This window comes from Streptomyces sp. NPDC002403, assembly GCF_053593015.1.
In genome coordinates this window covers 160,441-183,752 of record NZ_JBSFBQ010000013.1, presented here as the reverse complement: position 1 = coordinate 183,752, position 23,312 = coordinate 160,441, and the positions used below count along the sequence as shown (strand labels likewise).

Annotated in this window: 23 protein-coding genes; 4 read left to right on the top strand and 19 right to left on the bottom strand. The window is 71.1% G+C overall.

Features of this window, described 5'->3' with window-relative positions; genetic code table 11:
• The 15 genes from ACWCPY_RS17470 to ACWCPY_RS17400 all read right to left on the bottom strand — a co-directional run.
• A partial coding sequence (locus ACWCPY_RS17470; protein ID WP_451265817.1) for a flavodoxin-dependent (E)-4-hydroxy-3-methylbut-2-enyl-diphosphate synthase occupies positions 1-181 on the bottom strand: 181 nt, incomplete at its 3' end.
• A gap of 4 nt (positions 182-185) precedes the next feature.
• Positions 186-1,205 (bottom strand): adenosyl-hopene transferase HpnH, encoded by a 1,020-nt coding sequence (hpnH, locus tag ACWCPY_RS17465; RefSeq protein ID WP_451265815.1) that lies wholly within the window; start codon positions 1,203-1,205, stop codon positions 186-188.
• A gap of 5 nt (positions 1,206-1,210) precedes the next feature.
• Positions 1,211-1,870: a phosphorylase family protein gene (locus tag ACWCPY_RS17460; protein ID WP_451265813.1), complete on the bottom strand. Its 660-nt coding sequence runs from the start codon at positions 1,868-1,870 to the stop codon at positions 1,211-1,213.
• The gene (gene shc, locus ACWCPY_RS17455) at positions 1,870-3,870 is read right to left on the bottom strand and encodes a squalene--hopene cyclase (protein ID WP_451265811.1); all 2,001 of its coding nucleotides are present in this window, start codon (positions 3,868-3,870) and stop codon (positions 1,870-1,872) included. The genes ACWCPY_RS17460 and shc overlap by 1 nt, the downstream gene beginning before the upstream one ends.
• 109 nt (positions 3,871-3,979) lie before the next feature.
• Positions 3,980-5,083 carry a polyprenyl synthetase family protein gene (locus ACWCPY_RS17450; RefSeq protein WP_451265809.1) on the bottom strand — a complete coding sequence of 368 codons (1,104 nt, stop codon included), beginning with the start codon at positions 5,081-5,083 and terminating at the stop codon, positions 3,980-3,982.
• Positions 5,080-6,468 (bottom strand): hydroxysqualene dehydroxylase HpnE, encoded by a 1,389-nt coding sequence (gene hpnE / locus ACWCPY_RS17445; protein ID WP_451265807.1) that lies wholly within the window; start codon positions 6,466-6,468, stop codon positions 5,080-5,082. The genes ACWCPY_RS17450 and hpnE overlap by 4 nt, the downstream gene beginning before the upstream one ends.
• Positions 6,469-6,586: 118 nt before the next feature.
• The gene (hpnD, locus tag ACWCPY_RS17440; protein WP_451265805.1) at positions 6,587-7,507 is read right to left on the bottom strand and encodes a presqualene diphosphate synthase HpnD; all 921 of its coding nucleotides are present in this window, start codon (positions 7,505-7,507) and stop codon (positions 6,587-6,589) included.
• A gap of 29 nt (positions 7,508-7,536) precedes the next feature.
• A complete protein-coding gene (hpnC, locus tag ACWCPY_RS17435; RefSeq protein WP_451265803.1) occupies positions 7,537-8,457 on the bottom strand; it encodes a squalene synthase HpnC in 921 nt (306 codons plus the stop codon).
• Positions 8,458-8,901: 444 nt separating this feature from the next.
• Complete coding sequence (locus tag ACWCPY_RS17430) at positions 8,902-9,687, bottom strand: ABC transporter ATP-binding protein (RefSeq protein ID WP_451265801.1); 786 nt, start codon at positions 9,685-9,687, stop codon at positions 8,902-8,904.
• The gene (locus tag ACWCPY_RS17425) at positions 9,680-10,609 is read right to left on the bottom strand and encodes an ABC transporter permease (RefSeq protein ID WP_451265799.1); all 930 of its coding nucleotides are present in this window, start codon (positions 10,607-10,609) and stop codon (positions 9,680-9,682) included. Before ACWCPY_RS17425 ends, ACWCPY_RS17430 begins: the two co-directional genes overlap by 8 nt.
• 107 nt (positions 10,610-10,716) lie before the next feature.
• The gene (locus tag ACWCPY_RS17420; protein WP_451265828.1) at positions 10,717-11,589 is read right to left on the bottom strand and encodes a glycosyltransferase family 2 protein; all 873 of its coding nucleotides are present in this window, start codon (positions 11,587-11,589) and stop codon (positions 10,717-10,719) included.
• 8 nt (positions 11,590-11,597) lie between these two features.
• Complete coding sequence (locus tag ACWCPY_RS17415; protein ID WP_093551126.1) at positions 11,598-12,377, bottom strand: CDP-alcohol phosphatidyltransferase family protein; 780 nt, start codon at positions 12,375-12,377, stop codon at positions 11,598-11,600.
• Entirely contained in the window at positions 12,355-13,416 is a 1,062-nt protein-coding gene (locus tag ACWCPY_RS17410) for an iron-containing alcohol dehydrogenase family protein (protein WP_451265796.1), read from the bottom strand. Before ACWCPY_RS17410 ends, ACWCPY_RS17415 begins: the two co-directional genes overlap by 23 nt.
• Positions 13,404-14,141 carry a phosphocholine cytidylyltransferase family protein gene (locus ACWCPY_RS17405; RefSeq protein WP_451265794.1) on the bottom strand — a complete coding sequence of 246 codons (738 nt, stop codon included), beginning with the start codon at positions 14,139-14,141 and terminating at the stop codon, positions 13,404-13,406. The genes ACWCPY_RS17410 and ACWCPY_RS17405 overlap by 13 nt, the downstream gene beginning before the upstream one ends.
• Positions 14,138-15,907, bottom strand: coding sequence for a DUF5941 domain-containing protein (locus tag ACWCPY_RS17400; protein WP_451265826.1), 1,770 nt, complete (start codon positions 15,905-15,907; stop codon positions 14,138-14,140). Before ACWCPY_RS17400 ends, ACWCPY_RS17405 begins: the two co-directional genes overlap by 4 nt.
• Positions 15,908-16,344: 437 nt before the next feature.
• Here ACWCPY_RS17400 and ACWCPY_RS17395 point away from each other — a divergent pair, with 437 nt between their 5' ends.
• The 3 genes from ACWCPY_RS17395 to idi all read left to right on the top strand — a co-directional run bounded on the left by ACWCPY_RS17395 (position 16,345) and on the right by idi (position 19,507).
• A complete protein-coding gene (locus tag ACWCPY_RS17395) occupies positions 16,345-17,286 on the top strand; it encodes a cation diffusion facilitator family transporter (protein ID WP_451265792.1) in 942 nt (313 codons plus the stop codon).
• Between the two features lie 211 nt (positions 17,287-17,497).
• Positions 17,498-18,766, top strand: coding sequence for a GNAT family N-acetyltransferase (locus tag ACWCPY_RS17390; RefSeq protein WP_451265790.1), 1,269 nt, complete (start codon positions 17,498-17,500; stop codon positions 18,764-18,766).
• Positions 18,767-18,913: 147 nt separating this feature from the next.
• On the top strand, positions 18,914-19,507 hold the full coding sequence (idi, locus tag ACWCPY_RS17385) for an isopentenyl-diphosphate Delta-isomerase (RefSeq protein ID WP_072484961.1): 594 nt from the start codon (positions 18,914-18,916) through the stop codon (positions 19,505-19,507).
• A 39-nt stretch (positions 19,508-19,546) separates the two neighbouring features.
• Here the strand turns inward: idi and ACWCPY_RS17380 are convergent, their stop codons facing one another.
• Together ACWCPY_RS17380 and ACWCPY_RS17375 are read right to left on the bottom strand one after the other, a co-directional pair.
• Positions 19,547-20,002, bottom strand: coding sequence for an ATP-binding protein (locus ACWCPY_RS17380; protein WP_451265787.1), 456 nt, complete (start codon positions 20,000-20,002; stop codon positions 19,547-19,549).
• Between the two features lie 135 nt (positions 20,003-20,137).
• Positions 20,138-20,761 (bottom strand): HdeD family acid-resistance protein, encoded by a 624-nt coding sequence (locus tag ACWCPY_RS17375; protein ID WP_451265785.1) that lies wholly within the window; start codon positions 20,759-20,761, stop codon positions 20,138-20,140.
• Between the two features lie 80 nt (positions 20,762-20,841).
• On the opposite strand from ACWCPY_RS17375, the gene ACWCPY_RS17370 reads away from it, so the two are divergent.
• Positions 20,842-21,621: an enoyl-CoA hydratase/isomerase family protein gene (locus tag ACWCPY_RS17370; RefSeq protein WP_451265783.1), complete on the top strand. Its 780-nt coding sequence runs from the start codon at positions 20,842-20,844 to the stop codon at positions 21,619-21,621.
• Here the strand turns inward: ACWCPY_RS17370 and ACWCPY_RS17365 are convergent.
• The gene (locus ACWCPY_RS17365) at positions 21,606-22,241 is read right to left on the bottom strand and encodes a DJ-1/PfpI family protein (RefSeq protein ID WP_451265781.1); all 636 of its coding nucleotides are present in this window, start codon (positions 22,239-22,241) and stop codon (positions 21,606-21,608) included. The genes ACWCPY_RS17370 and ACWCPY_RS17365 overlap by 16 nt on opposite strands.
• Positions 22,242-22,293: 52 nt before the next feature.
• The gene (locus ACWCPY_RS17360; RefSeq protein WP_451265779.1) at positions 22,294-23,256 is read right to left on the bottom strand and encodes a GlxA family transcriptional regulator; all 963 of its coding nucleotides are present in this window, start codon (positions 23,254-23,256) and stop codon (positions 22,294-22,296) included.
• Positions 23,257-23,312: the final 56 nt, after the last annotated feature.

Here is a 23,312-nt window from a genome sequence, read left to right as displayed (position 1 = left end):
TCTGCTGCAACGTCGCACCCACGTCCGACGTACGCGTCGTCGTCATCGACTGCACCGACACCGGCGCATCCCCGCCCACCGCAACCGACCCGACCCGGATGCGCCGCGAGGGGCGGCGCATCGCGAGCGGCCGGGCCGGCAGCCCGGGGAGACCCAGTTCGACCGGCCCTCCGGCGGTCATGACGTCACCGGTTCCCGGAGACGGTCTCGCGCGCCGCGCGCAGGGACTCCTTCAGCGACCCCATGGTGGCGAGCACGGCGGTGGGCTCGTAGCCGCAGTGCGCCATGCAGTTGGCGCAGCGCAGGTCCTTGCCCCGGCCGTACTTGTCCCAGTCGGTCTCCTCGATGAGCTGACGGTACGTCGGCACGTAGCCGTCGCTCATGAGGTAGCAGGGCCGCTGCCAGCCGAACAGCGAGTAGTTCGGGATGGCCCAGGCCGTGCACGGGAAGTCCGCCTTGCCTTCCAGGAAGTCCAGGAAGAGCGGCGAGTGGTTCAGCCGCCAGCGGTTCCGGTTGCCGCCCGCGAACGACTTCTTGAACAGTTCGCGGGTCTGCTCGACGCCCAGGAAGTGCTCCTGGTCGGGCGCCTTCTCGTAGGCGTAGGCGGGCGAGATCATCATCTCGTCGACCTTCAGGTCGTCATTGAGGTAGTTGAGGACCTCGATGACGTTCTGCGGGGTGTCGGTGTTGAAGAAGGTGGAGTTCGTGGTGACCCGGAAGCCGCGCCGCTTGGCCTCCTTGATCGCCGCCACCGCCTCGTCGAAAACACCTTCCTTGGCAACGGATTCGTCGTGCCGCTCCCGGAGCCCGTCGATGTGCACGGCGAAAGCGAAGTACGGCGAGGGCGTGAATTTCTCGATCTTCTTCCGCAGCAGCATCGCGTTGGTGCACAGGAAGACGTATTTCCTCCGTGCCACCAGTTGCCTGACGATCTCGTCGATCTGCGGATGCATCAGTGGTTCGCCGCCGGCGATGGAAACCATCGGGGCACCCGATTCGAGCACGGCGCCCACGGCCTGGGCCACCGGCATGCGCTGCTTGAGCACGCCCGCCGGATGCTGGATCTTCCCGCAGCCCTCGCACGCGAGATTGCAGGCGTACAACGGCTCCAGTTCCACAATGAGCGGGAATTTGTCCCGCCTGCGGAGCTTCTGTTCAATGAGGTACGTCGCAACCTTGATGGACTGACGGAGCGGCATGGCCATCTGGCTCACCTCCTGGGGAGCAGCAAAGATCGGTGCCATTCGTGGAAAGCCGGCAGGACGGCACGGAGAACCCGGAAAGCTGATATTCCACCGCGTATCGTGCCGATGCGGACGAGCTCATGCTCCGGAGCATCCACGACCACCCGTACGGCGGCAACCGGGCGGGGCCCGGACCGCAGAGCGGTGCGCAGAGTGGCGGCGGACTCCATGTCCACCGCGATCGCTCCGGTGGCCCGCAGCCCGGCCCGTTCATGTCCGCGTACGACATGGTCGGAGCCGGTCAGCGGACCGGTGTGGACGGCGCGGCCGGGCACCGCCCTGGCCAGGGCCTCGGCGAGCAGGCCCGGACCGGTACAGACCGTCGGGTCCCCGGAGTCCCGGGTCTCGTCGGCGACCACCAGGTCTCCCGGGTGCATTCCGGGCACCAGCCCCGCGCAGAACCCGGAGGCGAGGACCGCCGTACCGGGTGCCCGGTGCTGACCGAGCGCCCGCTCGACGGCCGTTTCGGCGGCCCTGGGTCCCATGCCCGTACGGAGCACGGTCACCGGACCGGAGGCGGCGCCGGCCCGGCCCCGGCCGCTGCGCAGGGCGAACTGCTCGATGCCGAGCGCGCAGGCGATCAGCAGCGGCGCCGCGGGGCCGGGTGTGCCCGGCCCGCCGGGCATCAGGCCCCCTTGCGGGTGGCCGTGCGGTCGGCGAACGGTTCGCCGTACACGTACCGCCCGAGTGCGGTGAGCGGGAACACCTGACGGTAGAGGTGGTAGTTGATGGAGAAGTCCCACGGGAAGCCGGTGCCGGTGAAGTACGGCTCGTCCCAGGAGCCGTCGGCCCGCTGCGTCGCGGTGAGCCAGGAGACGCCCCGCTGTACGGCCCCGCTGTCCCGGCGTCCGGCGGCGAGCAGCGCGAGCAGGGCCCAGGCGGTCTGGGAGGGGGTCGAGGCACCGTGCCCGATCCACTTCTCCTCCTGGTACGAGCGCAGGTCCTCGCCCCAGCCGCCGTCGTCGTTCTGCACCGACTCCAGCCAGCCGACCGCGCGGCGGATCGCCGGGTGTGTCACGGACAGCCCGGCGGCCACCAGCGCGGGCACCACCGACCCTGTTCCGTATACGTAGTTGACGCCCCAGCGGCCGAACCAGGCTCCGTTCGGATCCTGTTCGGCGAGCAGCCACTCGATGCCGCGCCGGGTGACGCGGTGACCGGAGCGCCCCTCGACGGCGAGCATCTCCACGACGTGCCCGGTGACATCGGCGGACGGCGGGTCGATGACCTCGCCGAAGTCGCAGAACGGCAGCCGGTTGGGGAAGGCGCTGGTGTTGTCCGCGTCGAAGGCGCCCCAGGCCCCGTTGCGGGACTGCATGCCGATGTTCCAGCGGACCCCGCGCCTGATGGCGGCCTCGACACGTGCCCGGTCCGGGTGGCGGACCCGGCGCAGTGCGAGGACCACCTCCGCGGTGTCGTCGATGTCCGGGTAGTTGTCGTTGTGGAACTCGAAGGCCCAGCCTCCCGGGTTGAGCCGGGGGCGGCGCACCGACCAGTCGCCGGGCCGGACGATCTCCTCGCCGAGCATCCAGTCCGCGGCCTTCACCAGGGCCGGGTGGTCGGGGCTGACCCCGGCGTCGGCGAGCGCGATGGTGGCGAGGCAGGTGTCCCACACCGGGGACTGGCAGGCCTCGATCATCCGGGCGCCGTCCTCGCGCCACACGGCGAACCGGTCGAGCGATTCGAGTCCGGCCCGCATCACCGGGTGGTCCAGGTCGTAACCGAGCAGGTGCAGGGCGATGACGGAGTACACGGCGGGCGGCTGGATACCCCCCCAGCAGCCGTCGTTCTCCTGGCGCTCGATGATCCAGCGGGCCGCCGAGTTCATCGCGATCCGGCGCAGCCCGCGCGGCGCGATCCGGTGGTAGACGTGCAGCGCCTTGTCCAGGCGCTGGAAGACGCCGTCCCAGCTCGCGGCCGGGGCGGGGTGCGTGCGCGGGTTCGGGTTGTGCGGGTCGGTGTGCAGTTCGTCGAGCGGGAAAGGGGCCGGGCGTACCGGCCGCTTCGCCGAGACGATGGTGAGCGGCACGATGGTCTGGCGGGCCCAGCAGCCGAAGTCGTAGATGTTGAGCGGCGCCCACTTGGGAAAGAACATCAGCTCGGGCGGGAGCTCCGGCAGGTCGTCCCACTTCCACCAGCCGAAGAGGGCGAGCCAGATCCGGGTGAAGACCCGGCCGGCCGCGATGCCGCCCTGCTCCCTGATCCAGGCCGAGGCGCGGGCCATGTGCGGATCGTCCGGCCGGTCCCCCGCCAGCCGCAGGGCCACGTACGCCTCGATGGTGGTGGAGAGTTCGCCGGGGCCGCCGTGGAAGGTGGCCCAGGTGCCGTCGCCCAGCTGTTCGCCGCGGATGAAGCGGCCGGCCGCCTGGACCGTGGCCGGGTCCTGGATCCCGAGGAACTGACGGAGCAGCAGGTCCTCGGCGTCCATCGTGACGTTGGTGGCGAGGTCGCCCTTCCACCAGCCCTGCTCGTCCTGCCTGCCGAGGAGGTGCTCCACCGAGCGTTCCGCGGCCCGCCGCGCGGCGCTGAACACGTCGTCCGCGGCGATGGTTGTGTCGGTCGGTTCACTGGCCGAGGCTGCGCGGGGGTTCACGGCCCCGGTGCTTCCGTCGGTCGTCGCTGTCATGGCTTCCCCTTCGTGCAGTCAGTTCCTCTGCTGTGCTGGGGGTCTCCGTCGGCCGGTGCCTTATACGGGCACCGGCCGGCGACTGCGAGTCATATCGAACAGATAGTGATCATCTCTTTCGTACGACGACGAAGTCCGCGAGCGCCGTGAGCTGCGCCCGCACGGTCTGCGGCATGTCGACGCGGTGCAGTGCCTCGATGGCGACCGCATGCTGCCGACGGGCCTCCTGGGCGGTCCACTCACGGCCGCCCGCCTCCTCGATGAGTGCCGCACGGGCGGCGAACTCCTCTTCGGAGAAGCTGTCGAAATCGCTGCTCTTGGCGTCGGCCGCGAGCAGTTCGCCCAGGCGCTCCGACGCCGGGCCGCCCGCGGCGAGCGCGGCGACGACCGGGAGGGACTTCTTGCGCTGGCGCAGGTCGCTCCAGGTCTGCTTGCCGGTGGACTCGGGGTCGCCCCAGATGCCGAGCAGATCGTCGACGGCCTGGAAGGCGAGGCCGAGGTGGTATCCGTACGCCTCCAGGGTGTCGGCCGTCCGGTCGTCGGCGCCGCCGAGGACCGCGCCGATGGAGCAGGCGCAGGCGAGCAGGGCGCCCGTCTTGTTGCCCTCCATCTCCAGGCACTCCTCGACGGTGACCCGCTCGCGGTGCTCGTAGGAGATGTCCTGGGCCTGGCCATCGATGAGCTTGCGGCTGGCCGCGGTCAGCCGCCGGGTCGCGCGGCCCGCCTCGACCGTGCCGAGCTCCAGCAGGACCTCGTTGGCCAGGGCGAAGAGCGCGTCGCCGACCAGGATCGCCTGGGCGGGGCCGTGCACCTTCCAGACGGTGTCGCGGTGGCGGCGCTGTTCGTCGCCGTCCATCAGGTCGTCGTGCAGCAGCGAGAAGTTGTGCACGAGTTCGACGGCCACGGCGCCGGGGACGCCGGCCTCGGCCGCTGCGCCCGCCGCCTCCGCGGACAGCAGCGCGAGGGCCGGACGGACGGCCTTGCCGCCGTCGCCGTCGGCGGGCCGTCCCTGGGCGTCGATCCAGCCGAAGTGGTAGGCGGCGACGGTGTCCATGGGCGGTGCGAGCCGGTCAACGGCGGCCCGGAGCACCGGCGTGGAAAGGGCCCGTCCGCGCTCCAGAAGCGCGGTGACGTCCGTGGTGTCGGCCACGGTGTCGAAAGCCGGATTCGCCGGGGTCACTGACTCTCCTCTTGTTCCGGTGGTACTGCTCATGCCGCCTCCTGCAGCGGATGTTCATGGGAGCGGCCGAGCGCCCGGAGCGCGGCGTCCGCCGCGCTGAACCCGCTGCGGACGGCACCCTCCATCGTCGCGGGCCAGCCGGTGGCCGTCCACGCCCCGGCCAGGCAGAGGCCGGGGAGACGGGTGCGGGCCCCCGGCCGCAGCCGGCCGACGCCGGGAGCGGGGGCGAAGGTCGCCGCGCGCTCCCGGGTGACGAAGAAGTCCCTGATGCCGGCCCCGCGGGCGGCCGGCAGCAGCCGCTCCAGCTCGGGCAGGTAGCGGGCACGCAGCTCGGCGACGGGAAGGTCGATCTCCTCGTCGGCGGCGGACTGGGACACGGCGAGATACTGCCCGGGGCCCGTGAGGCCCGAGGCGTCCGTACGGTCGAAGACCCACTGGACCGGGGAGCCGAGCGCGGTGAAGAACGGGCGGCGCAGCACCTTGCGGTCGTAGACGACGTGCACATTGAGGATCGGCGACGTTCCGATGCCGAGCAGCCGCTCGGGCTCGTCGAGCGCGCCCTCGGGCAGCAGGTCGTGGGTCTCGCGCTGCGGGACGGCCAGGACGACGGTGTCCGCCTCGATCCGTTCGGCGCCGGTGTCCACGATCCAGCGGCCGTCCGCCGTCCGGGTGAGGGAGGAGGCCTTCGTCCGCAGTTCGGTACGGACTCCGGCGGAGTCGAGGGCCTTGCGGGCCAGCGTGTCGTGGATCTCGCCGAGGGACACGCTCGCCCAGCCGATGTCGGCGGCGCCGGGCTCGGACAGAAGTCCGGTCTTGAAGACCTTCGCGGCCAGGGCCAGCGAGGAGTTCGGCGCGGTGGCGTTGAGCGTGGCGACGCCGACCAGGTCCCAGAGTGCCTCGACGGTGCGCGGCGACTGGCCGTGCCGGGCGAGCCAGCTGCCGAAGTCGATGTCGTCGAGTGCGGGGTCGTCGGGGTCCAGGCGGCCGAGTGCCAGTGCGGCGCGGCCGACGCCCGCCCGCTCGGCGAGCGAGAGGTGCGGATAACCGGCCAGTCCGGCGGCGAGGTGGAAGGGCACCGGGAGCCCGTTGCGGCGCAGTCGTCCCAGCCGGGGGCCCGAGGGGCGTCCGACATCGAGAACGGGCACGTCCAAACGGTTTTGCAGAGGGGACAGGCGGGCCCCGTCGACGCGGTCGAGGAACCAGCGGTAGGCGGTGCAGCAGCGCAGATAGACATGCTGTCCGTTGTCGACCGTCAGTTCGCCGCGCCGGAAGGAGAAGGCGAGGCCGCCGAGCCGGGGCCTCCCTTCGAGCAGGGTCACGTCAAGCCCGGCGTCGGCGAGACGCAGCGCCGAGGTGATTCCGGCGAGGCCGCCGCCGATCACGACGGCGCGGGAGGAGCGCGGGGCGTCGTCCGTCATGCGTCCTCCTTTCGCCGGGTCACTTCAGTCTGGGACGCGAGGGCTCGGCGCGGGGTTGATCGCCGGGCGGATCGGGTCTCCGTGTTGCACATGGTGCGCGAGATGTCCTCACGGCGCATCAGACACGCCCCCTGGTGGTGCGCCGGGAGATGTACCGGGCGTCGAGACCCGACAGGCCGCGCACCGCGACGTACGCCTTCTCGTGGCCCGGCAGCGAGACCCGGCCGCGCAGCACCGCCTCGGGGTCTCGCTCGATCCGGTCGAGCAGCCGGCGGTAGATCCCCGCCATGGCCGCGACACAGGCTCCGCTGCGCCGGTCCAGCATGGGCAGCAGCCGGTATCCCTCGGCGAAGAGGGTGCGGGCGCGCCGCACCTCGAAGTGGACGAGGCCCGCGAAGTCGGCGCCGGGCGGCGGTGTGGCCCGGTGGAAGCCGGCCGAGCAGCCGAACTTGGCGAGGTCGTCGGCGGGCAGGTACGTACGCCCGTTGCCCGCGTCCTCGCGTACGTCGCGCAGGATGTTGGTCAGCTGGAGCGCGAGGCCCAGCGTATCGGCGTACTCCGCGGCCCGGTCGGCCCCCGGGGCGCCGGGCTCGGTGCCGAAGACGCCCAGGCTGAGACGGCCGATGGCACCCGCGACACAGCGGCAGTAGACCTTGAGGTCGTCCCAGGTCTCGTAGGTCGCACCGCGCACGTCCATCAGCACGCCGTCGATGAGCTCGTCGAGCCCGCCGAGCGGGAGCGGGAATCTGCGCGCGGCGTCGGCGAGCGCGACGGCCACCGGGTCGGTGTCGTCCTCGTCGACCGCTCCGTCCCGGATCCGGTCCAGGACGGTACGGGTGCCCTCCAGGCGGGCCCGCTTGGTGTCCGCGTCCAGCTCGCCGTCACCGATGTCGTCGACGCGCCGGGAGAAGGCGTACAGCGCCGACATGGCCTGTCGCTTCTCCGTCGGCAGCAGCCGGATGCCGTACGCGAAGTTACGCGCCTGCTGTCCGGTGACCGCCTCGCAGTAACTGTATGCGGCCTGTACCGGTGCCGACATGTACGTCGTCTGTCCCTCCACGGTCCGGCTCACCCCTCTCTACGCGCTTTTCGCAAGACAACTCCCACCTCGCGCAGCAGGCTGGGCTTGGTGGGCTTGGGCGGTCCGGGCAGTACGTCGAACCCGGCGGCCGCGATCGCGGTGAGGGCGGCGCGCCCCCCTCCCACGAATCCGGCGAGAAGCAGCCTGAGCCTGCCGTGGACGCTACCCACCAGAGGGGTGCCTTCATTCAGCAGTTCCCGGGCGCGTTCCGCTTCGTACGCGACCAGCGAACGCACCGACGCGCTCCCCGAGGGGGCGGCGAGATCGGTTTCGTCGACGTGGAACCGCGCCATGTCGTCGGCGGGGAGATAGATCCGGTCGCGGCCGAGGTCCTCGGTGACGTCCTGGAGGTGCTCGACGATCTGGAGGGCGGTGCAGACCGCGTCGGAACGGCGGATGCGCTCGGGGCTGGCGGTCCCGGTGATCTGCAGGACCAGCCGGCCCACGGGGTTGGCGGAGAGCTCGCAGTAGGCCAGCAGTTCCTCGTACGTCCCGTAGCGGCGGACCTTCTGGTCCTGCCGGTTCGCCTCGATGAGGCCGAGGAAGGGTTCGGGGGTCAGCGCGCAGCGCCGCACGGTGGGACGCAGGGCGCGCAGCAGGGGGTGGCGGGGGCCGTCGCCCGCGGTGTCGAAGACCCGGTGCAGATCGGCCTCGAAGGCGTCGAGCACGGCGAGCCGGTCGTCGGCCCGCACGGGATCGACGCCGAGGTGGCGGGCGTCGGCGCCGCCGGGGGCGAGGTCGCCGTCGCCGATGTCGTCGACCAGGCGGGCGAAGCCGTAGACGGCCATGAGGTCGTCGCGCCAGGCGCGGGGCAGGAAGAAGGGGGCTACGGGGAAGTTCTCGTCCGCGGCCTTGTCGAGAGTGCTGGGCACGACGTCATCGGGGTGCGTCTGCCGGGTACGGGTCACCAGTGACCGCCCGGTGCTGGGACGGCGTGAGCACCTCGGAGCTGGAGATCTTCCGTCATGGCCGTCACATCTCCCGTTCTACACTGCTGACCCAAAACATCCCATTCCGGACACGCCGCCCGCTCTGTCGAGTGCGGAGCGCTGCCTACGGGCCGCGCACCGGGCACGATCGCCCCACTTGCCTCGAATCAGCACCGGTACAGCTTACGTTGTACAACGCTCATCCATACGGCGGGGTGTTGAGCGCGTCGCGGGAACGCTTCCCGCCCCGCCAACCTTCCTCGTACACACGGCGATTGACGTCATCCGTCGGAACGAGATCCGGTGCGGGACGTACCGCCGGGCGTGGAGAGCGCCGGCGACCGTCCACGATCCGGACACCGCTGCGGCCCCCGCCGGAGAACCGGCGGGGGCCGCAGCGGTGTCGCGGGACCGGCAGAGCCGCTACTTGCCGGTCTCGCGCTCGTACGCCTTGAGCACCTCGTCCGTGGGGCCGTCCATCAGCAGCTCGCCCTTCTCCAGCCACAGCACCCGGTCACAGGTGTCCCTGATGGACTTGTTGCTGTGACTGACCAGGAAGACGGTGCCGGCCTCCTTGCGGAGCTCCCTGATGCGCTTCTCGGAGCGGATCTGGAACTTGCGGTCACCGGTCGCCAGCGCCTCGTCGATCATGAGGACGTCGTGGTTCTTGGCGGCCGCGATGGAGAAGCGCAGGCGCGCGGCCATGCCGGAGGAGTACGTACGCATCGGCAGGGTGATGAAGTCGCCCTTCTCGTTGATCCCGGAGAAGTCGACGATCCCCTGGTAGCGCTCGCGGATCTCCTCGCGGGACATGCCCATCGCGAGACCGCCGAGCACCACGTTGCGCTCACCGGTCAGATCGCTCATCAGCGCGGCGTTCACCCCGAGCAGCGAGGGCTGCCCGTCGGTGTAGACCTTGCCGTGCTCGGTCGGCAGCAGGCCGGCGATGGCCCGCAGCAGCGTCGACTTCCCGGAACCGTTGGTCCCGATGAGGCCGATCGCCTCGCCCCGGTAGGCGGTGAAGGAGACACCGCGGACGGCGTGCACCTTGCGCACACCGCGCGGCTCGCCCTTGCCGCGGCGCAGGATCCGGCTCAGCGCCGCGGTGGCGCTGCCCTTGCCGCCGCCGGCGCCGTTGACGCGGTACACGATGTGCACATCGTCGGCGATGACGGTGGGGATGCGCCCCGGAGTCTTGTCGTCAGCCACGGCCGTACCGTTCCTCTGCCTTCCAGAAGTACACGAAGCCCACGATGCCGATGAGGACCGCCCAGGCCAGCGCCACGATCCAGACGTGCGCCGGCAGGTTCCCCGCGCCGTACCCGTCGATCAGCGCGAAGCGGATCAGGTCCATGTAGATGGCCGCCGGGTTGTACTGCAGCACATCGGCGATCCAGTCCGGCTTGTCCTTGAGCATCACCGGGATGGAGAACATGACGCCCGAGGCGTACATCCAGGTCCGCATGACGAACGGCATCAGCTGGGCGAGGTCGGGGGTCTTGCTGCCGAGCCTGGCCATGATCAGCGCCAGGCCGGTGTTGAAGACGAACTGCATGACCAGCGCCGGGACGATCAGCAGCCACGAGAGGCTCGGGTAGCTGCCGAAGGCGATGGCCACGGCCGCGAGCACGATCATCGAGAACAGCAGCTGCTGGAGCTGCTGGAGCGAGAACGAGATCGGCAGCGAGGCACGCGGGAAGTGCAGTGCCCGGACCAGGCCCAGATTGCCGGAGATGGCCCGCACACCCGCCATCACCGAACTCTGGGTGAAGGTGAAGACGAAGACGCCGGTCACCAGGAACGGGATGAAGACCTCCTGGGTCATTCCCTTCCGGGTGCCCAGGATCAGCCCGAAGATCAAGTAGTAGACCAGGGCGTTCAGCAGCGGTGTGGCCACCTGCCACAGCTGGCCGAGCTTCGCCTGGCTGTACTGGGCGGTCAGCTTCGCCCTGGAGAACGCCATGATGAAGTGGCGCCGGCCCCAGAGCTGCCGGATGTACTCGAAGAGCCCCGGCCGGGCGCCGCTCACCGTCAGGCCGTACTTGGCGGCCAGTCCGGCCGAGCTCAGGCCGTCGTCGGCGGATGGTGGGGTGCTCAATGCCACCGCACCGTCATGGGTTGTGTCTCTCACCAGTTGAAACTCTCGTATTCAAGATGCGCAGCCGGTCGGGGGCGCGGCTCGGAGCGGACAGGTCCCGTGGAGAAAACGTACGTCCCATGCTCTCAGAGGTGAGCCTCTCAGATCACGGGAGGTCGGCCGAGTCTGGTCAGCCGCCACACCGTGCGCCACTTCATCGGACGGCGGGTTCCGCACGGCGTGGACCAGCCTTCCCGGAAGCCGCCCAACCATGCCTTCAGCGCGGGGGCCGAGGGCTTGCGGAGCAGGGTCAGCAGCAGCCACACCCCGAGGTAGACCGGCACCAGGGGGGCGGGCAGATTGCGGCGGGCCAGCCAGACCCGGTTGCGGGCCACCATGCGGTGGTACACCGCGTGCCGCGAGGGGGCGGTCGTCGGGTGGTTGAGGACCATGTCCGCGCGGTAGTCGATCATCCAGCCGGCGTCCAGGGCCCGCCACGCGAGATCGGTCTCCTCGTGCGCGTAGAAGAACCGGCCGGGCAGCGGCCCGACCTCGGCGAAGACCTTGGTGCGTACGGCGTTGGCGCCGCCGAGGAAGGTCGTCACGCGTGAGGAACGCATCGGATCGGAGGCACGCAGCCGCGGCACATGGCGGCGCTGGGTGACACCGGTGTCCGGGTCGGCGATGCGGAAGCTGATGATGCCCAGCTCGGGATCGGCCTCGAAGGCCCGCCGGCACAGCTCGGCGGTGTCGGCGAGCGGCAGCAGCCCGTCGTCGTCGAGGAAGAGCAGGGCGTCCACGTCGGCCCCGGACGGGCCGAAGGCCTCGATCCCGACATTGCGGCCGCCGGGGATGCCCAGGTTCTCGGGCAGCTCGACGGCCCGCACGCCGGCGGGGACGTCCGGTACGGGGGCGCCGTTGCCGACGACCACCACCTCGATCCGGTCGCCGTCCTGTCCGGCGACCGAATCGAGGAGGGCGCGGAGCTCCTCGGGGCGATTGCCCATCGTGATCACGACCGCGCCGAGCTTCATGGGCGTGCTCACTTCAGCCTGCTCGACGCCAGGATCGACACCAGGTGCAGGAGCGTCTGGAGCAGTGCGATGCCGGCCAGCACCGCGACCATGAGGCGGCTGAAGAACAGGTCGTCACGGACCGTGTCGAGGACGGCGGCCACCAGGATGACCAGTGACGCCTCGACCCCGAGGATCAGCCGGTGGAACTTGAGCGCGCCGGCGGCCCGGCGGGCGAGTGCCATCCCGGACGAGCGCGGCTCCGAGGCGGCCTCCTTGACCGGCGGCAGCCCGCCCTGGTGACGGGCGACGCCGACCAGGTCGGTCTCGGCCTTGATCAGGATGGCGCCGAGGGCCGCGAGCGTGCCCAGGAAGGCCCAGAGCCAGTCGATCCGTCCGGTGCCCCACAGGTCGGCGGCGCGCAGGCCGAAGCCGACCAGCACCGCCGCGTCGCACAGGTACGCGCCGACCCGGTCCAGATAGACCCCGCCCAGCGAGAACTGCTTCTTCCAGCGGGCCACCTCGCCGTCGACACAGTCGAGCAGGAGGTAGAGCTGGACCATGAGCACCCCGAGCAGCGCGCCGGGGATGCCCGGGACGAGCAGGGCCGGCGCGGAGAGCACTCCGGCGACCGTCATCACGTAGGTCAGCTGGTTGGGGGTGACCTTGGTGTTCACCAGGTGCCGGTCGATGCGCAGCGAGATCTCGCGCATGTAGAGCCGACCAGCCCAGTGCTCACCGCTGCGGCGGTCCTTCACACCCGGGGGGTGCACGACCGGACGGAGTTCAGCTATGGATGGCTTTTGCATAGTCGGCGTACGCGTCCCTGATCTGGTCGGTGGACAGGTTGAGGTGTTCCAGGACGGTGAACCGCCCCGGGCGGGTCTGCGGGGCGTAGTCGACGGCCTGGACGAATTCGTCGGCGCTGAAGCCGATCTCGCCGGGCAGGACCGGCAGGCCGTGACGGCGCAGGGTGGCCGCCATGAGCAGCGATTCCTCGCGCGCGCCGCGCAGGTGCATGGCGAAACAGGCGCCGAGGCCGACCTGCTCGCCGTGGCTGGCCGCGCGCTTGGGATACAGCAGGTCGAAGGCGTGGTTGATCTCGTGGCAGGCGCCCGAGGCCGGCCGGGAGTCCCCGGCGACGGACATCGAGATGCCGGTCAGCACGAGGCCCTCGGCCAGCACCTTGAGGAAGGCGTCGTCGCCGATCCCGCCGGGGTGGCGGAGCACGGCCTCGCCGGCCTGGCGGGCCATGGCCGCGGCCAGTCCGTCGATCTCCTCGCCCTTGACCTCGTGGGCGAGTTCCCAGTCGGCCACGCAGGAGATGTTGGAGACCGCGTCGCCGATGCCGGAGCGCACGAAGCGGGCCGGTGCCTGGCGGACGATGTCGAGGTCGATGACCACGGCGATCGGGGTGGGGACTCCGTACGAGCCCCGGCCGTTGTCGTTGTCGAGCGTCGCGACGGGTGAGCACAGACCGTCGTGGGCGAGGTTCGTCGCCACCGCGACCATGGGCAGCCCGACCCGCGCCGCCGCGTACTTCGCCACGTCGACGATCTTGCCGCCGCCGAGGCCGACCACGGCGTCGTACCGGTTGCCCTTGATGTCGTCGGCCAGCTTGACCGCCGAGTCGAGGGTGCCGTCGCTCACGGGGTACCAGTGGGCGCCGGGCAGCGCGGGGGTCAGTCGCTCGCGCAGGGCGCGCCCCGAGCCGTCGCTTATCGCGACGGCGAGCTTGCCGGAGGCGGAGATCCGCTGGTCCGCGAGGAGGCCGGCCAGATCGTCCAGGGCGCCGCTGCGGATGTCGACGACGACCGGGGACGGAATGAGCCGGGTCAGTACTGGCACGCGATCTCACGGCCCTTCGCGAGGTCGTCGTGGTTGTCGATCTCCACCCACGTCACTTCGCCGATGGGGGCCACGTCGACGGTGAAGCCGCGGTTCACCAGCTCCTGGTAGCCGTCCTCGTAGTAGAGGTCGGGGTCGCGCTCGAAGGTCGTCCTCAGGGCGTCCGCGAGCTCCTCGGCGGCCTCGGGCTCGATGAGGGTGACGCCGATGTACTCACCGGTCGCGGTGGCCGGCTCCATCAGCTTGGTGATGCGCCGCACACCCTTGCCGTCCTCGGTGATGACCTTCATCTCCTCGTCGGCGAGGTGCTTCACCGTGTCGAGGGCGAGGATGATCTTCTGGCCGTTGCCCCGGGCTGCGAGCAGGGTCTTCTCCACGGAGACCGGGTGGACGGTGTCGCCGTTGGCCAGGATGACGCCTCGCTTGAGGACCTCGCGGGCGCACCACAGGGAGTAGGCGTTGTTCCACTCCTCGGCCTTGTCGTTGTCGATCAGGGTGAGGGTGACGCCGTACTTGGCCTCGAGCTCGGCCTTGCGGTCGTACACGGCTTCCTTGCGGTAGCCGACGACGACGGCGACCTCGGTGAGACCTATCTCCGCGAAGTTGGCCAGCGTGAGGTCCAGGACCGTCTTCTCGCCGTCGACAGGCACGAGCGCCTTCGGAAGCGTGTCGGTGTAGGGGCGCAGACGCCGTCCTGCACCGGCTGCCAGTACGAGGCCGATCATGCGGGTTCTCCTTCGTCGTGAACGGCGGGTGCTCCGGAGGACACCCAGAAGCGGATGGACTCCACGAGCACCACCAGTGCCACCGCCACAGCGAGCGTGGTGAGTGCCACGGTGAAAGCCGGGTGCTGAGTGAATACGGCGGCGAGTACGGCCACCACCAGGGTGCGGCCCTCGTGCCCACCGATCGTGCGTACCAGCCACTGGGGCGGCGCGCCGGTGCCGCCGCGAATGCGGTACACCGTGTCGTAGTGATGGTAGGCGACGGCGGAGACCAGCCCGAAGGCCGCAGGAAGGGCTCCCGGGACATCGCTGCGGGCCGCGAGGATCAGGATGGTGCAGTACTCGGCCGCCCTGAATATCGGGGGTACGAGCCAGTCGAGTGCGCCCTTGAGCGGGCGGGAGACGGCCATGCCGGAGAAGATCGCGTAGACCACCGCGGTCAGGATGGTGTGCCAGCTGCCGAAGGGCTGCGTGAGCGCGGAGGTGATCATGAGCACCCCGGCGAGCAGGGCCGTGAGCGGGGGGCTCCAGCTGCCGCCGAGCCGGGGCCCGACCGCGGCGACGAACTGGGCGATCGGTCCGGAGTCGGCCAGCTCGGCGAGTGCCCGGGCGGCGCGGTCGGTGCGCTCGGCCTTGCGGGTCAGGGAGCGCAGCAGCCGCCCGGCGGTGGTGTAGCAGGCGGCGAAGGCGCAGCCGATGAGCAGGGCGTAGAAGACGATCCGGGGGGTGGTCACCGCGGTCAGTACCGCGATCATCGCCCAGCGCTCACCGATCGGCAGCACTATCATCCGGCGCAGCCAGACGGTCCAGCCGACGCTGTCGAGCCGGTCGGAGAGTGCTGCCGTGGGACTCGAATTGGCCACCGCGTCGTGGTTGGCCTCGTTGAACGAGAAGTCGATGACGTGCCGGCAGGCCTGGAGCACCATCGCGCCGAGGGCGAGCGCCCATACGTCGTCGCCGCCGCGGGCGGCGCCGAGCGCGAGGCCCGCGTAGTAGGCGTACTCCTTGGCCCGGTCGAAGGTCGCGTCCAGCCAGGCGCCCATCGTCGAGTACTGGAGCGAGTAGCGGGCGAGCTGCCCGTCGGTGCAGTCCAGGACGAAGGAGAGGAGCAGCAGGAGCCCGGCGGCGATGTAGCCGCCGCGGGTTCCGGTCGCCGCGCTGCCGGCCGCGATCAACGCGGTCAGCAGGGACGCGGTGGTGACCTGGTTCGGTGTGAGGCCGCGGCGGGCGCACCAGCGGGCGATGTAGCGGGAGTACGGGCTGATGAAGAACGTGGTGAAGAAGCCGTCGTGGGCCTTCACGGCGCTGCGCAGCCGCACCGCCTCGTCGTCGACCGCGGCGCGGGCGCTCTCCGCCGCCTCGCGCGCGGGCCCGTCGACCGGCACGGCCGCGACCAGCGAGCCCAGCTCGGGGCGCTGCACGGCGGCGCCCTCGGCGTCCATGGTGGCCGCGATGCGGCCCGGCACGGTGCGGTCGGTGACCGGTGCGTCCGGCGGGCCCGTGGGGACGCCGGCGCCGACGGCCTCGGCCGTGGTGTCCAGGGCCCGGACGAGCGCGGGGCGTGCCTCCGGCTGCGCGGTGAGCGCGCCGGGCACGGTGGCTGCGGGGAAGCGCGGGTCGGTCAGTCCGAGCCGGAGGGCGTGGACATGGCCGACGAATCGGGGATCGACCAGTGCGACGCGACGGTCCGCGGGGACGGCCGAGAGCAGCCGTGCGGCCTCGGTCACATCGGCGGCGGCCTGTACGTCGAAGCCCAGTGAACGCAGGTCGTCCGCGAGCGACGACCCGGGTACCGGAGCACCGGTGAGGATGGCGGTCGACAGACGAACTCACTCCTTGGTGCTGACGGGGTCGGCGCGCGACTGTGCGGCCCGGATGCGGGCCGGCGGCACGTCGGCAGAGGCTATCGGATGAACGGAAGCGCGAGTTCACTGCCCGTTTGCGCTCTGTTCGATGTGGACCGGCATCATGCGACGCCGCCCGCGATCATCATCGTCGATCGCCGCCCCGCCTGACAAAACGCATCGGCGCGACCCACTCCCGGCCCTCGCGCCGCCGCTCTGACCTGCAAGCATTTCCGCAGGTCAGAGCATATGACAACGGTGTTCAGTACCGTATTGCCGGATACCCCCCACCCGTAGTTGACTGGCAGTGCCCGGGCCGACCGCGTCCGGGCCGGCGAGACGACCGGGAGGCGTTACCCATGGGGGCAGGGCACGACCACGGGCACACACACGGCGGGCCGCCGCCCACCGGCACGGCGGCCGCAGCACACAGGGGGCGGCTGCGGATCGCGCTCGGCATCACACTCACCGTGATGGTCGTGGAGATCGTCGGCGGTGTGCTCGCCGACTCCCTGGCGCTGATCGCCGACGCGGCCCACATGGCGACCGACGCGCTCGGCCTGGGCATGGCACTGCTGGCGATCCACTTCGCCAACCGGCCGGCCGGGCTGAACCGCACCTTCGGCTACGCCCGTGCCGAGATCCTCGCCGCGCTCGCCAACTGTCTGCTGCTGCTCGGTGTGGGCGGCTTCCTGCTCTTCGAGGCGGTCGAGCGCTTCATCACCCCGGCCGAGACCAGGGGCGGGCTGACGATCGTCTTCGCCCTGGTCGGCATGGTCGCCAACATGATCTCGCTGTCGCTGCTGATGCGCGGGCAGAAGGACAGCCTCAATGTGCGCGGTGCCTATCTGGAGGTGCTCGCGGACACGCTCGGCTCGTTCGCGGTGCTGATCTCGGCGGGGATCATCCTGGCCACCGGCTGGCAGGCCGCCGACCCGATCGCCTCGCTGGTCATCGGCCTGATGATCGTTCCCCGGACCGTGAAGCTGCTCAGGGAGACGCTCAATGTGCTGCTGGAGTCGGCACCCAAGGGGGTCGACATGGGTGAGGTACGGGCCCACATCACCGCCCTGCCCGGCGTGCTGGACGTACACGACCTGCACGCCTGGACGATCACCTCGGGAATGCCGGTGCTCTCCGCCCATGTGGTGGTGCGCCAGGACATGCTCGACTCGATCGGGCACGAGAAGCTCCTCCACGAACTGCAGGGCTGCCTGGGCGTCCACTTCGACGTGGAGCACTGCACCTTCCAGCTGGAGCCCAGCGGCCATGCCGAGCACGAGGCGAGGCTCTGCCACTGAGATGCCCGTCCGGCCGGGCCGTGTAGGGTATTCGCAGAGGCGTTCGGCCTCCCCATGTGCGAGAGAGGAGCTGAGGTTGATGACCGTCGCGACGGCGCCCGCCCGGCGCAGCATCCGGTCCTTCCTCATCTCCCGGGTTCTCGGCTAGCACCCCCGACTCGCACCGGGTCGACCCGTTGGCCGGAGCCCTCGTACACCAAGGGTTCCCACGTTGACCGACAACGACCACGCCGTCCGTACCGAGGCGTTCTTCTCCCTGCACCACGGCCTGCCCCGGCAGAGCCCCGGCTCCGATGCCACCACCCGGCGGCTGCTGGAGCTCACCGGCCCGTTGCCGCACCGTCCGCGCGTCCTGGACCTGGGCTGCGGGCCCGGCCGTGCCGCACTGCTCCTCGCCGCCGAGGCCGGCGCCGAGGTGACCGCCGTCGACCTCCATCAGCCGTTCCTCGACGAACTGCGCGAGTCGGCCGAGGCCCGCGGGCTCGGCGACCGCGTCCGTACGGTCCGGGCCGACATGGCGGAGCTGTCCGGCCCCGGTTTCCCCGACGGGTCGTTCGACCTGGTCTGGGCCGAAGGGTCGGCGTATGTCATCGGCTTCGACACCGCCCTGCGTGACTGGAAGCGGCTGCTCGCCCCGGGCGGCTCCCTGGTCGTCAGCGAGTGCGTCTGGACGACGGACGCGCCGACGGCCGAGGCGCGCGCCTTCTGGGAGCGCGAGACATCGATGCGCCCAGTGGCGGGCAACACCGCGGCGGCCGTGGCGGCCGGCTACCACGTCCTGGGGGCGCTGGTGCAGCCCGACAGCGACTGGGACGAGTACTACGTCCCGCTCGCCGGGCGCGTCGAGGCCGCCGACGTGTCGGCACCCGGCATGGCGTGGGCGCTCGCGGCGACCCGCGAGGAGCTGGCGATGCGGCGCGACCACGGTAAGGAGTACGGCTACGCCGGCTACGTGCTGCGCCCCGCCGACCCGCGCTGGGCGACCCGGCCGGAGACGGCGGCGGACACGGCGGCCGTGCACACGGTCAACGCCGCCGCCTTCCCGACCCCGGACGAGGCCGCTCTCGTCGACGCGCTGCGCGTCGACCCGGCGGCCTGGCTGCCCGGCCTCTCCCGGGTCGCGACAAACGGCCCGGACGGAGACGTCGCGGCGTACGCCCTGCTGACCCGGTGCCGGGTCGGGGACGCTCCGGCGCTCGCGCTGGCACCGGTGGCGACGGCCCCGGAGCACCAGCGCCGGGGCGCGGGGCAGGCGGTGGTGCGGGCGGTGCTCGACGCGGCAAGGCTGCGCGGCGAGTCACTCGTCCTGGTGCTCGGTCATCCCGAGTACTACCCGAAGTTCGGTTTCGTACCGGCGTCGCGGTACGGGATCCGGCCGGGCTTCGACGTCCCGGACGAGGCGATGATGGCCCTGGTGCTGGACGAATCCGCGCCGGTGCCGCAGGGCACGATCCGCTACCCGGCCGCCTTCGGCGTCTGACGCACCGTCCGGTCCCACCGCGCCCCGTGGTGCGGCGGGACCGGACATGCCAGACCCCGAGGTGCGGACAAGCGGCTTTTGTACGGCAGACTTGACCGGAATCGACGGGACCGGCGCACCGGGCCGGGACCATAGCGAAGGATGGGTATGCCGACCACACCAGCCACCGCGGCGCACAGCTCGTCGAACGGCACAGCAGAAGCGATCATGCTCGAACTGGTCGACGAGAACGGCACCACCATCGGCACGGCGGAGAAGCTCGCCGCCCACCAGCCGCCCGGTCAGCTGCACCGCGCCTTCTCGGTCTTCCTCTTCGACGAGCAGGGCAGGCTGCTGCTCCAGCGCCGTGCGCTCGGCAAGTACCACTCCCCCGGTGTCTGGTCGAACACCTGCTGCGGTCACCCCTACCCGGGTGAGGCGCCCTTCGCCGCCGCCGCCCGGCGCACCTACGAGGAGCTCGGGATCTCTCCCTCCCTGCTGGCCGAGGCGGGCACGGTCCGTTACAACCACCCCGACCCGGCCTCGGGTCTGGTGGAGCAGGAGTTCAACCATCTCTTCGTGGGAATGGCGCAGGAGCGGCCCGCGCCGGACCCGGAGGAGGTCGGTGAGACCGCGTTCGTGACGGCCGAGGAGCTCGCCGAGCGGCATGCCCGGTCGCCGTTCTCGGCCTGGTTCATGACGGTGCTGGATGCTGCGCGTCCGGCGATCAGGGAGCTGACCGGGCCGTCCGCCGGCTGGTGACGGGCGGGCGGCACCGGGCGCGCCGGCGGATGCCGGTGGTCAGAGCCTCGGGCCCAGCGGAAGCGCCGCCCAGATGATCTTTCCGCCGCCTGCGGTGTGCTCCACATCGCAGGCTCCGCCCGCTTCCCGGGTGATCTCCCGGACCAGCAGCAGACCGCGCCCGCCGGTCTGCGCGTAGTCCGTCTCCAGGGCCGTCGGACGGTAGGGGTGGTTGTCCTCGACGGACACCCTGATCCACTCCTCGCCGACGGCCACCTCGACGGCGAGCTCCGGCGAGAGCAGCGCGGCGTGCTTCACCGCGTTGGTGACCAGTTCGGAGACGATCAGCAGCAGCCCCTCGGCGACGCCCTCGTCCAGCGGCACGCCCTGGCGCTTCAGCAGATCGCGCACCGCGTGCCGGGCCTGCGGTACGGAGACCTCCACGGCCGGGGCGGTGAACCGCCAGACTCCCTCGTACGACACGGGCCGGGCCGGGACACTTCCGCGGCTCTCCATAGTCCGGTACCCGCTCTCCGCTCGATGGTGACTGCACGTCGGGTACAGAGTGCGGGGCGTAGTCGACTCATCCCGGGTCACTGAACAGAATTCGACCTCTATCGACATGTTCTGACCGGACAGAACACAAAAGACTCAATCATTGGACCGCTTCTGCTCGTCTCGCGGGGGTGAGTCGGGAAGCTCTCCGGTCACCCTCTGTTCCGAGACCATCGAGACGATGCGACGGCCGCCCACCCCCATCGCGATCAGACCGAGCCCGTCGAAGAGCAGCGCCAGGGAGAAGAAGAGTCCCAGTACGTAGAGGCTGCTGTGCGGCCAGTCGAAGAGCACCAGCAGCCCCAGCAGCAGGCCGAAGGCGCCCTGCAGCAGCGTCCAGCCGAACTGCGGGCCGCGCACCACCACGCTGCCCACGAGGCGGAACACCCCTCCGGTCAGGAAGAGCAGGGCGGCGAACATGGTCAGCGCCTCCGCCGTGCCGTGCGGGTGGCGGATGACGACGATTCCGGCCGCGATGTTCAGCGCGGCCACCACGACACCCAGCCAGAAGTAGTCGCTGCCGCGGGAGTCGATGGCGTGCAGCAGTCCGACGATGCCGCCGATCAGCAGCAGCCAGCCGAACAGGAGCATCGAGGTCAGCGTCGCGACGCCGGTGTAGACGAGACCGACGACGCCGGCCAGGACGAGAAGGGTGCCGAGCAGGGCGAGCCAGCCGAAGCTGCGGCTCAGCCTCCTGCCCTCGGTTGCGGGATCGGCCACGGGAAGCTCCTCACGGTGCGTGCCTGTTCGGCGACCCCTTCTTGATCATAGGTTCGAACGGTACGGATAGCATCCGGCGCATGGACCGTACGGAACCCGGGCTGGAACACGCCGTCGCGGACGGCGTCGCCACCGTCATGATCAGCAACCCCGCAAAACGCAACGCGATGACGGCCTCGATGTGGCGCGCGCTGCCCGGTCTGCTGGAGCGGCTGGCGGCCGATCCCGCGGTCCGGGTACTGGTGCTGACCGGTGCCGGGGACACCTTCTGCGCGGGTGCGGACATCTCCTCGCTGCGGGACCCGGCGGGCGATCCGCAGGCGCTCGCCGTGGCCGCCGAGGAGGCGCTGGCCGCGTTCCCCAAGCCGACGCTCGCGGCGATCCGCGGCTACTGCGTGGGCGGCGGCAGCCAGCTGGCGGCCGCCTGCGACCTGCGGTTCGCGGAGGAGGGCGCGTCCTTCGGTGTCACCCCGGCCAAGCTCGGCATCGTGTACGCCGCGTCGTCGACCCGGCGGCTGGTGGCACTGACCGGCCCGGCCACGGCGAAGCATCTGCTCTTCTCCGGCGAGCTGATCGACACCGCGCGGGCGCTGCGCACCGGTCTGGTCGACGAGGTGCTGCCTGCGGGCGACCTGGACAAGCGGGTCGAGGCGTACGCGGCGACCCTGACGGCCCGCTCGCAGCTGACGCAGGCGGCGGCGAAGGAGTTCGCCGCCGGGCGCGAGGACCGGGACGCGTACTGGGCGGAGCAGGCGCGCGGCAGCGGCGACACCGCCGAGGGGGTCGCCGCCTTCCTGGAACGGCGCGCGCCGCGCTTCACCTGGACGGTCCGACCGCCCGCGCCCTACTGGAGGAGATAGTGGCGCTGGGCGCGGAACCGCTCGACCATGGCCGCCGGGGCCTTCTCCGGCGAGCCCGCGTCGTACGGGGGCTGCGGGTCGTACTCGGTCAGCAGCTGTACGGCCATGGCGTGTTCGTCGCCCGAGATCCGGCCCGCCAGGGTGAGCCCCATGTCGATGCCGGACGAGACGCCCGCGGCGGTGACGTACTTCCCGTCGATGACGACGCGCTCGCCGGTCGCCTCGGCGCCGAACTCCTTCAGCACGTCCAGCAGGAGCCAGTGCGAGGTGGCGCGCCGGCCCGTCAGCAGTCCGGCCGCGGCGAGCAGCAGCGAACCGGTGCAGACGGAGGTGGTCCAGGTGCTGGTGGCATCGGCGGTGCGCAGCCAGCCGAGCAGCGTCTCGTTCTCCATCTGGTCGCGCTGGCCGGGGCCGCCGGGCACGATCACCACGTCCGGTGCCGGTACCTCGGAGAAGGTCCTTTCGGCGACGAGCGTGAGGGTGCCGGTGTCATTGCGCACCGGCCCGGACCGTTCGGCGACGAACACGGTCTCGGCGCCGGGGGTGCGGGCGAGCATTTCATGGGGGCCCACCGCGTCGAGTGCGGTGAAGCGGTCGAAGAGGACGATGGCGATCTGCATGGGTTCCCTTTCGCGGTCGAGCGGTCCAGCGGTCGGACGAGCGGGCGAGCGGTCAGTCGGTGGCCGGCCCGGTACGGAAGCGGCGGCGGTATTCGGCGGGGGCGGTGCCCAGCGCCTTGACGAACGCGCGGCGCATGGTCTCCGGGGTGCCGTAGCCGCAGGCCCGGGAGATGCCGGCGACACCGTCGGTGGTGTCCTCCAGCAGCCGGCGGGCCTGTTCCAGCCGTACACGGTCGACGTAACGGCCCGGCGTGAGGCCCGTCTCGGCCTGGAAGGCGCGGGCGAAATGACGGGGCGACAGACGGGCCCGGGCGGCGAGCGCCTCGACGCAGAGGTCCTCGCCGGGGTTCTCGGTGATCCAGTGCTGGACCTGGCGCAGCGGTTCGCGCCGGGCGGTCTGGGCGGTGAGCTGGGCACTGAACTGGGCCTGGTTGCCGGGCCTGCGCAGAAAGACCACGAGGTGCCGGGCGATGCTCAGCGCGATGTCCCTGCCGTGGTCCTCCTCGACGAGTGCGAGGGCCAGGTCGATTCCGGCGGTGACCCCGGCGGAGGTGGCGAGCCGGCCGTCGCGTACGAAGATCGGGTCCGGGTCGACCTCGACGGCCGGGTGGTTGCGGGCGAGGTGGTCGCAGACCGTCCAGTGCGTGGTCACCCGGTGCCCGTCGAGCAGTCCGGCCCCGGCGAGCAGCAGCGCGCCCGTGCAGACGGAGACGAGCCGTTCGGCCCGCGGGGCGTGTGTCCGCAGCCAGTCGACGAGTACCGGGTCCGGGGCGCGGGTGCCCTCGCCGCCGGGGACGAGCAGGGTGTGGGGCGGTTCGGCGTCGGCCAGGGCGCCGTCGGGGACGAGGACGAGGCCACTGCTGGTGCGGACCGGGGCGCCGTCGAGCGAGGCGGTGCGCAGCGCGTATCCGGCGCCGGGGAAGCGGGAGGCCCCGGCGAAGACCTCCACCGGCCCGGTGACATCGAGGCTCTGGACTCCCTCGTAGAGGACGACGAGTACGGATCGCTGCGTCATGGCTGTCATCCTGGTCGGCCCCGTATATGACCGCAATGACGAAGAACCCACCTTTT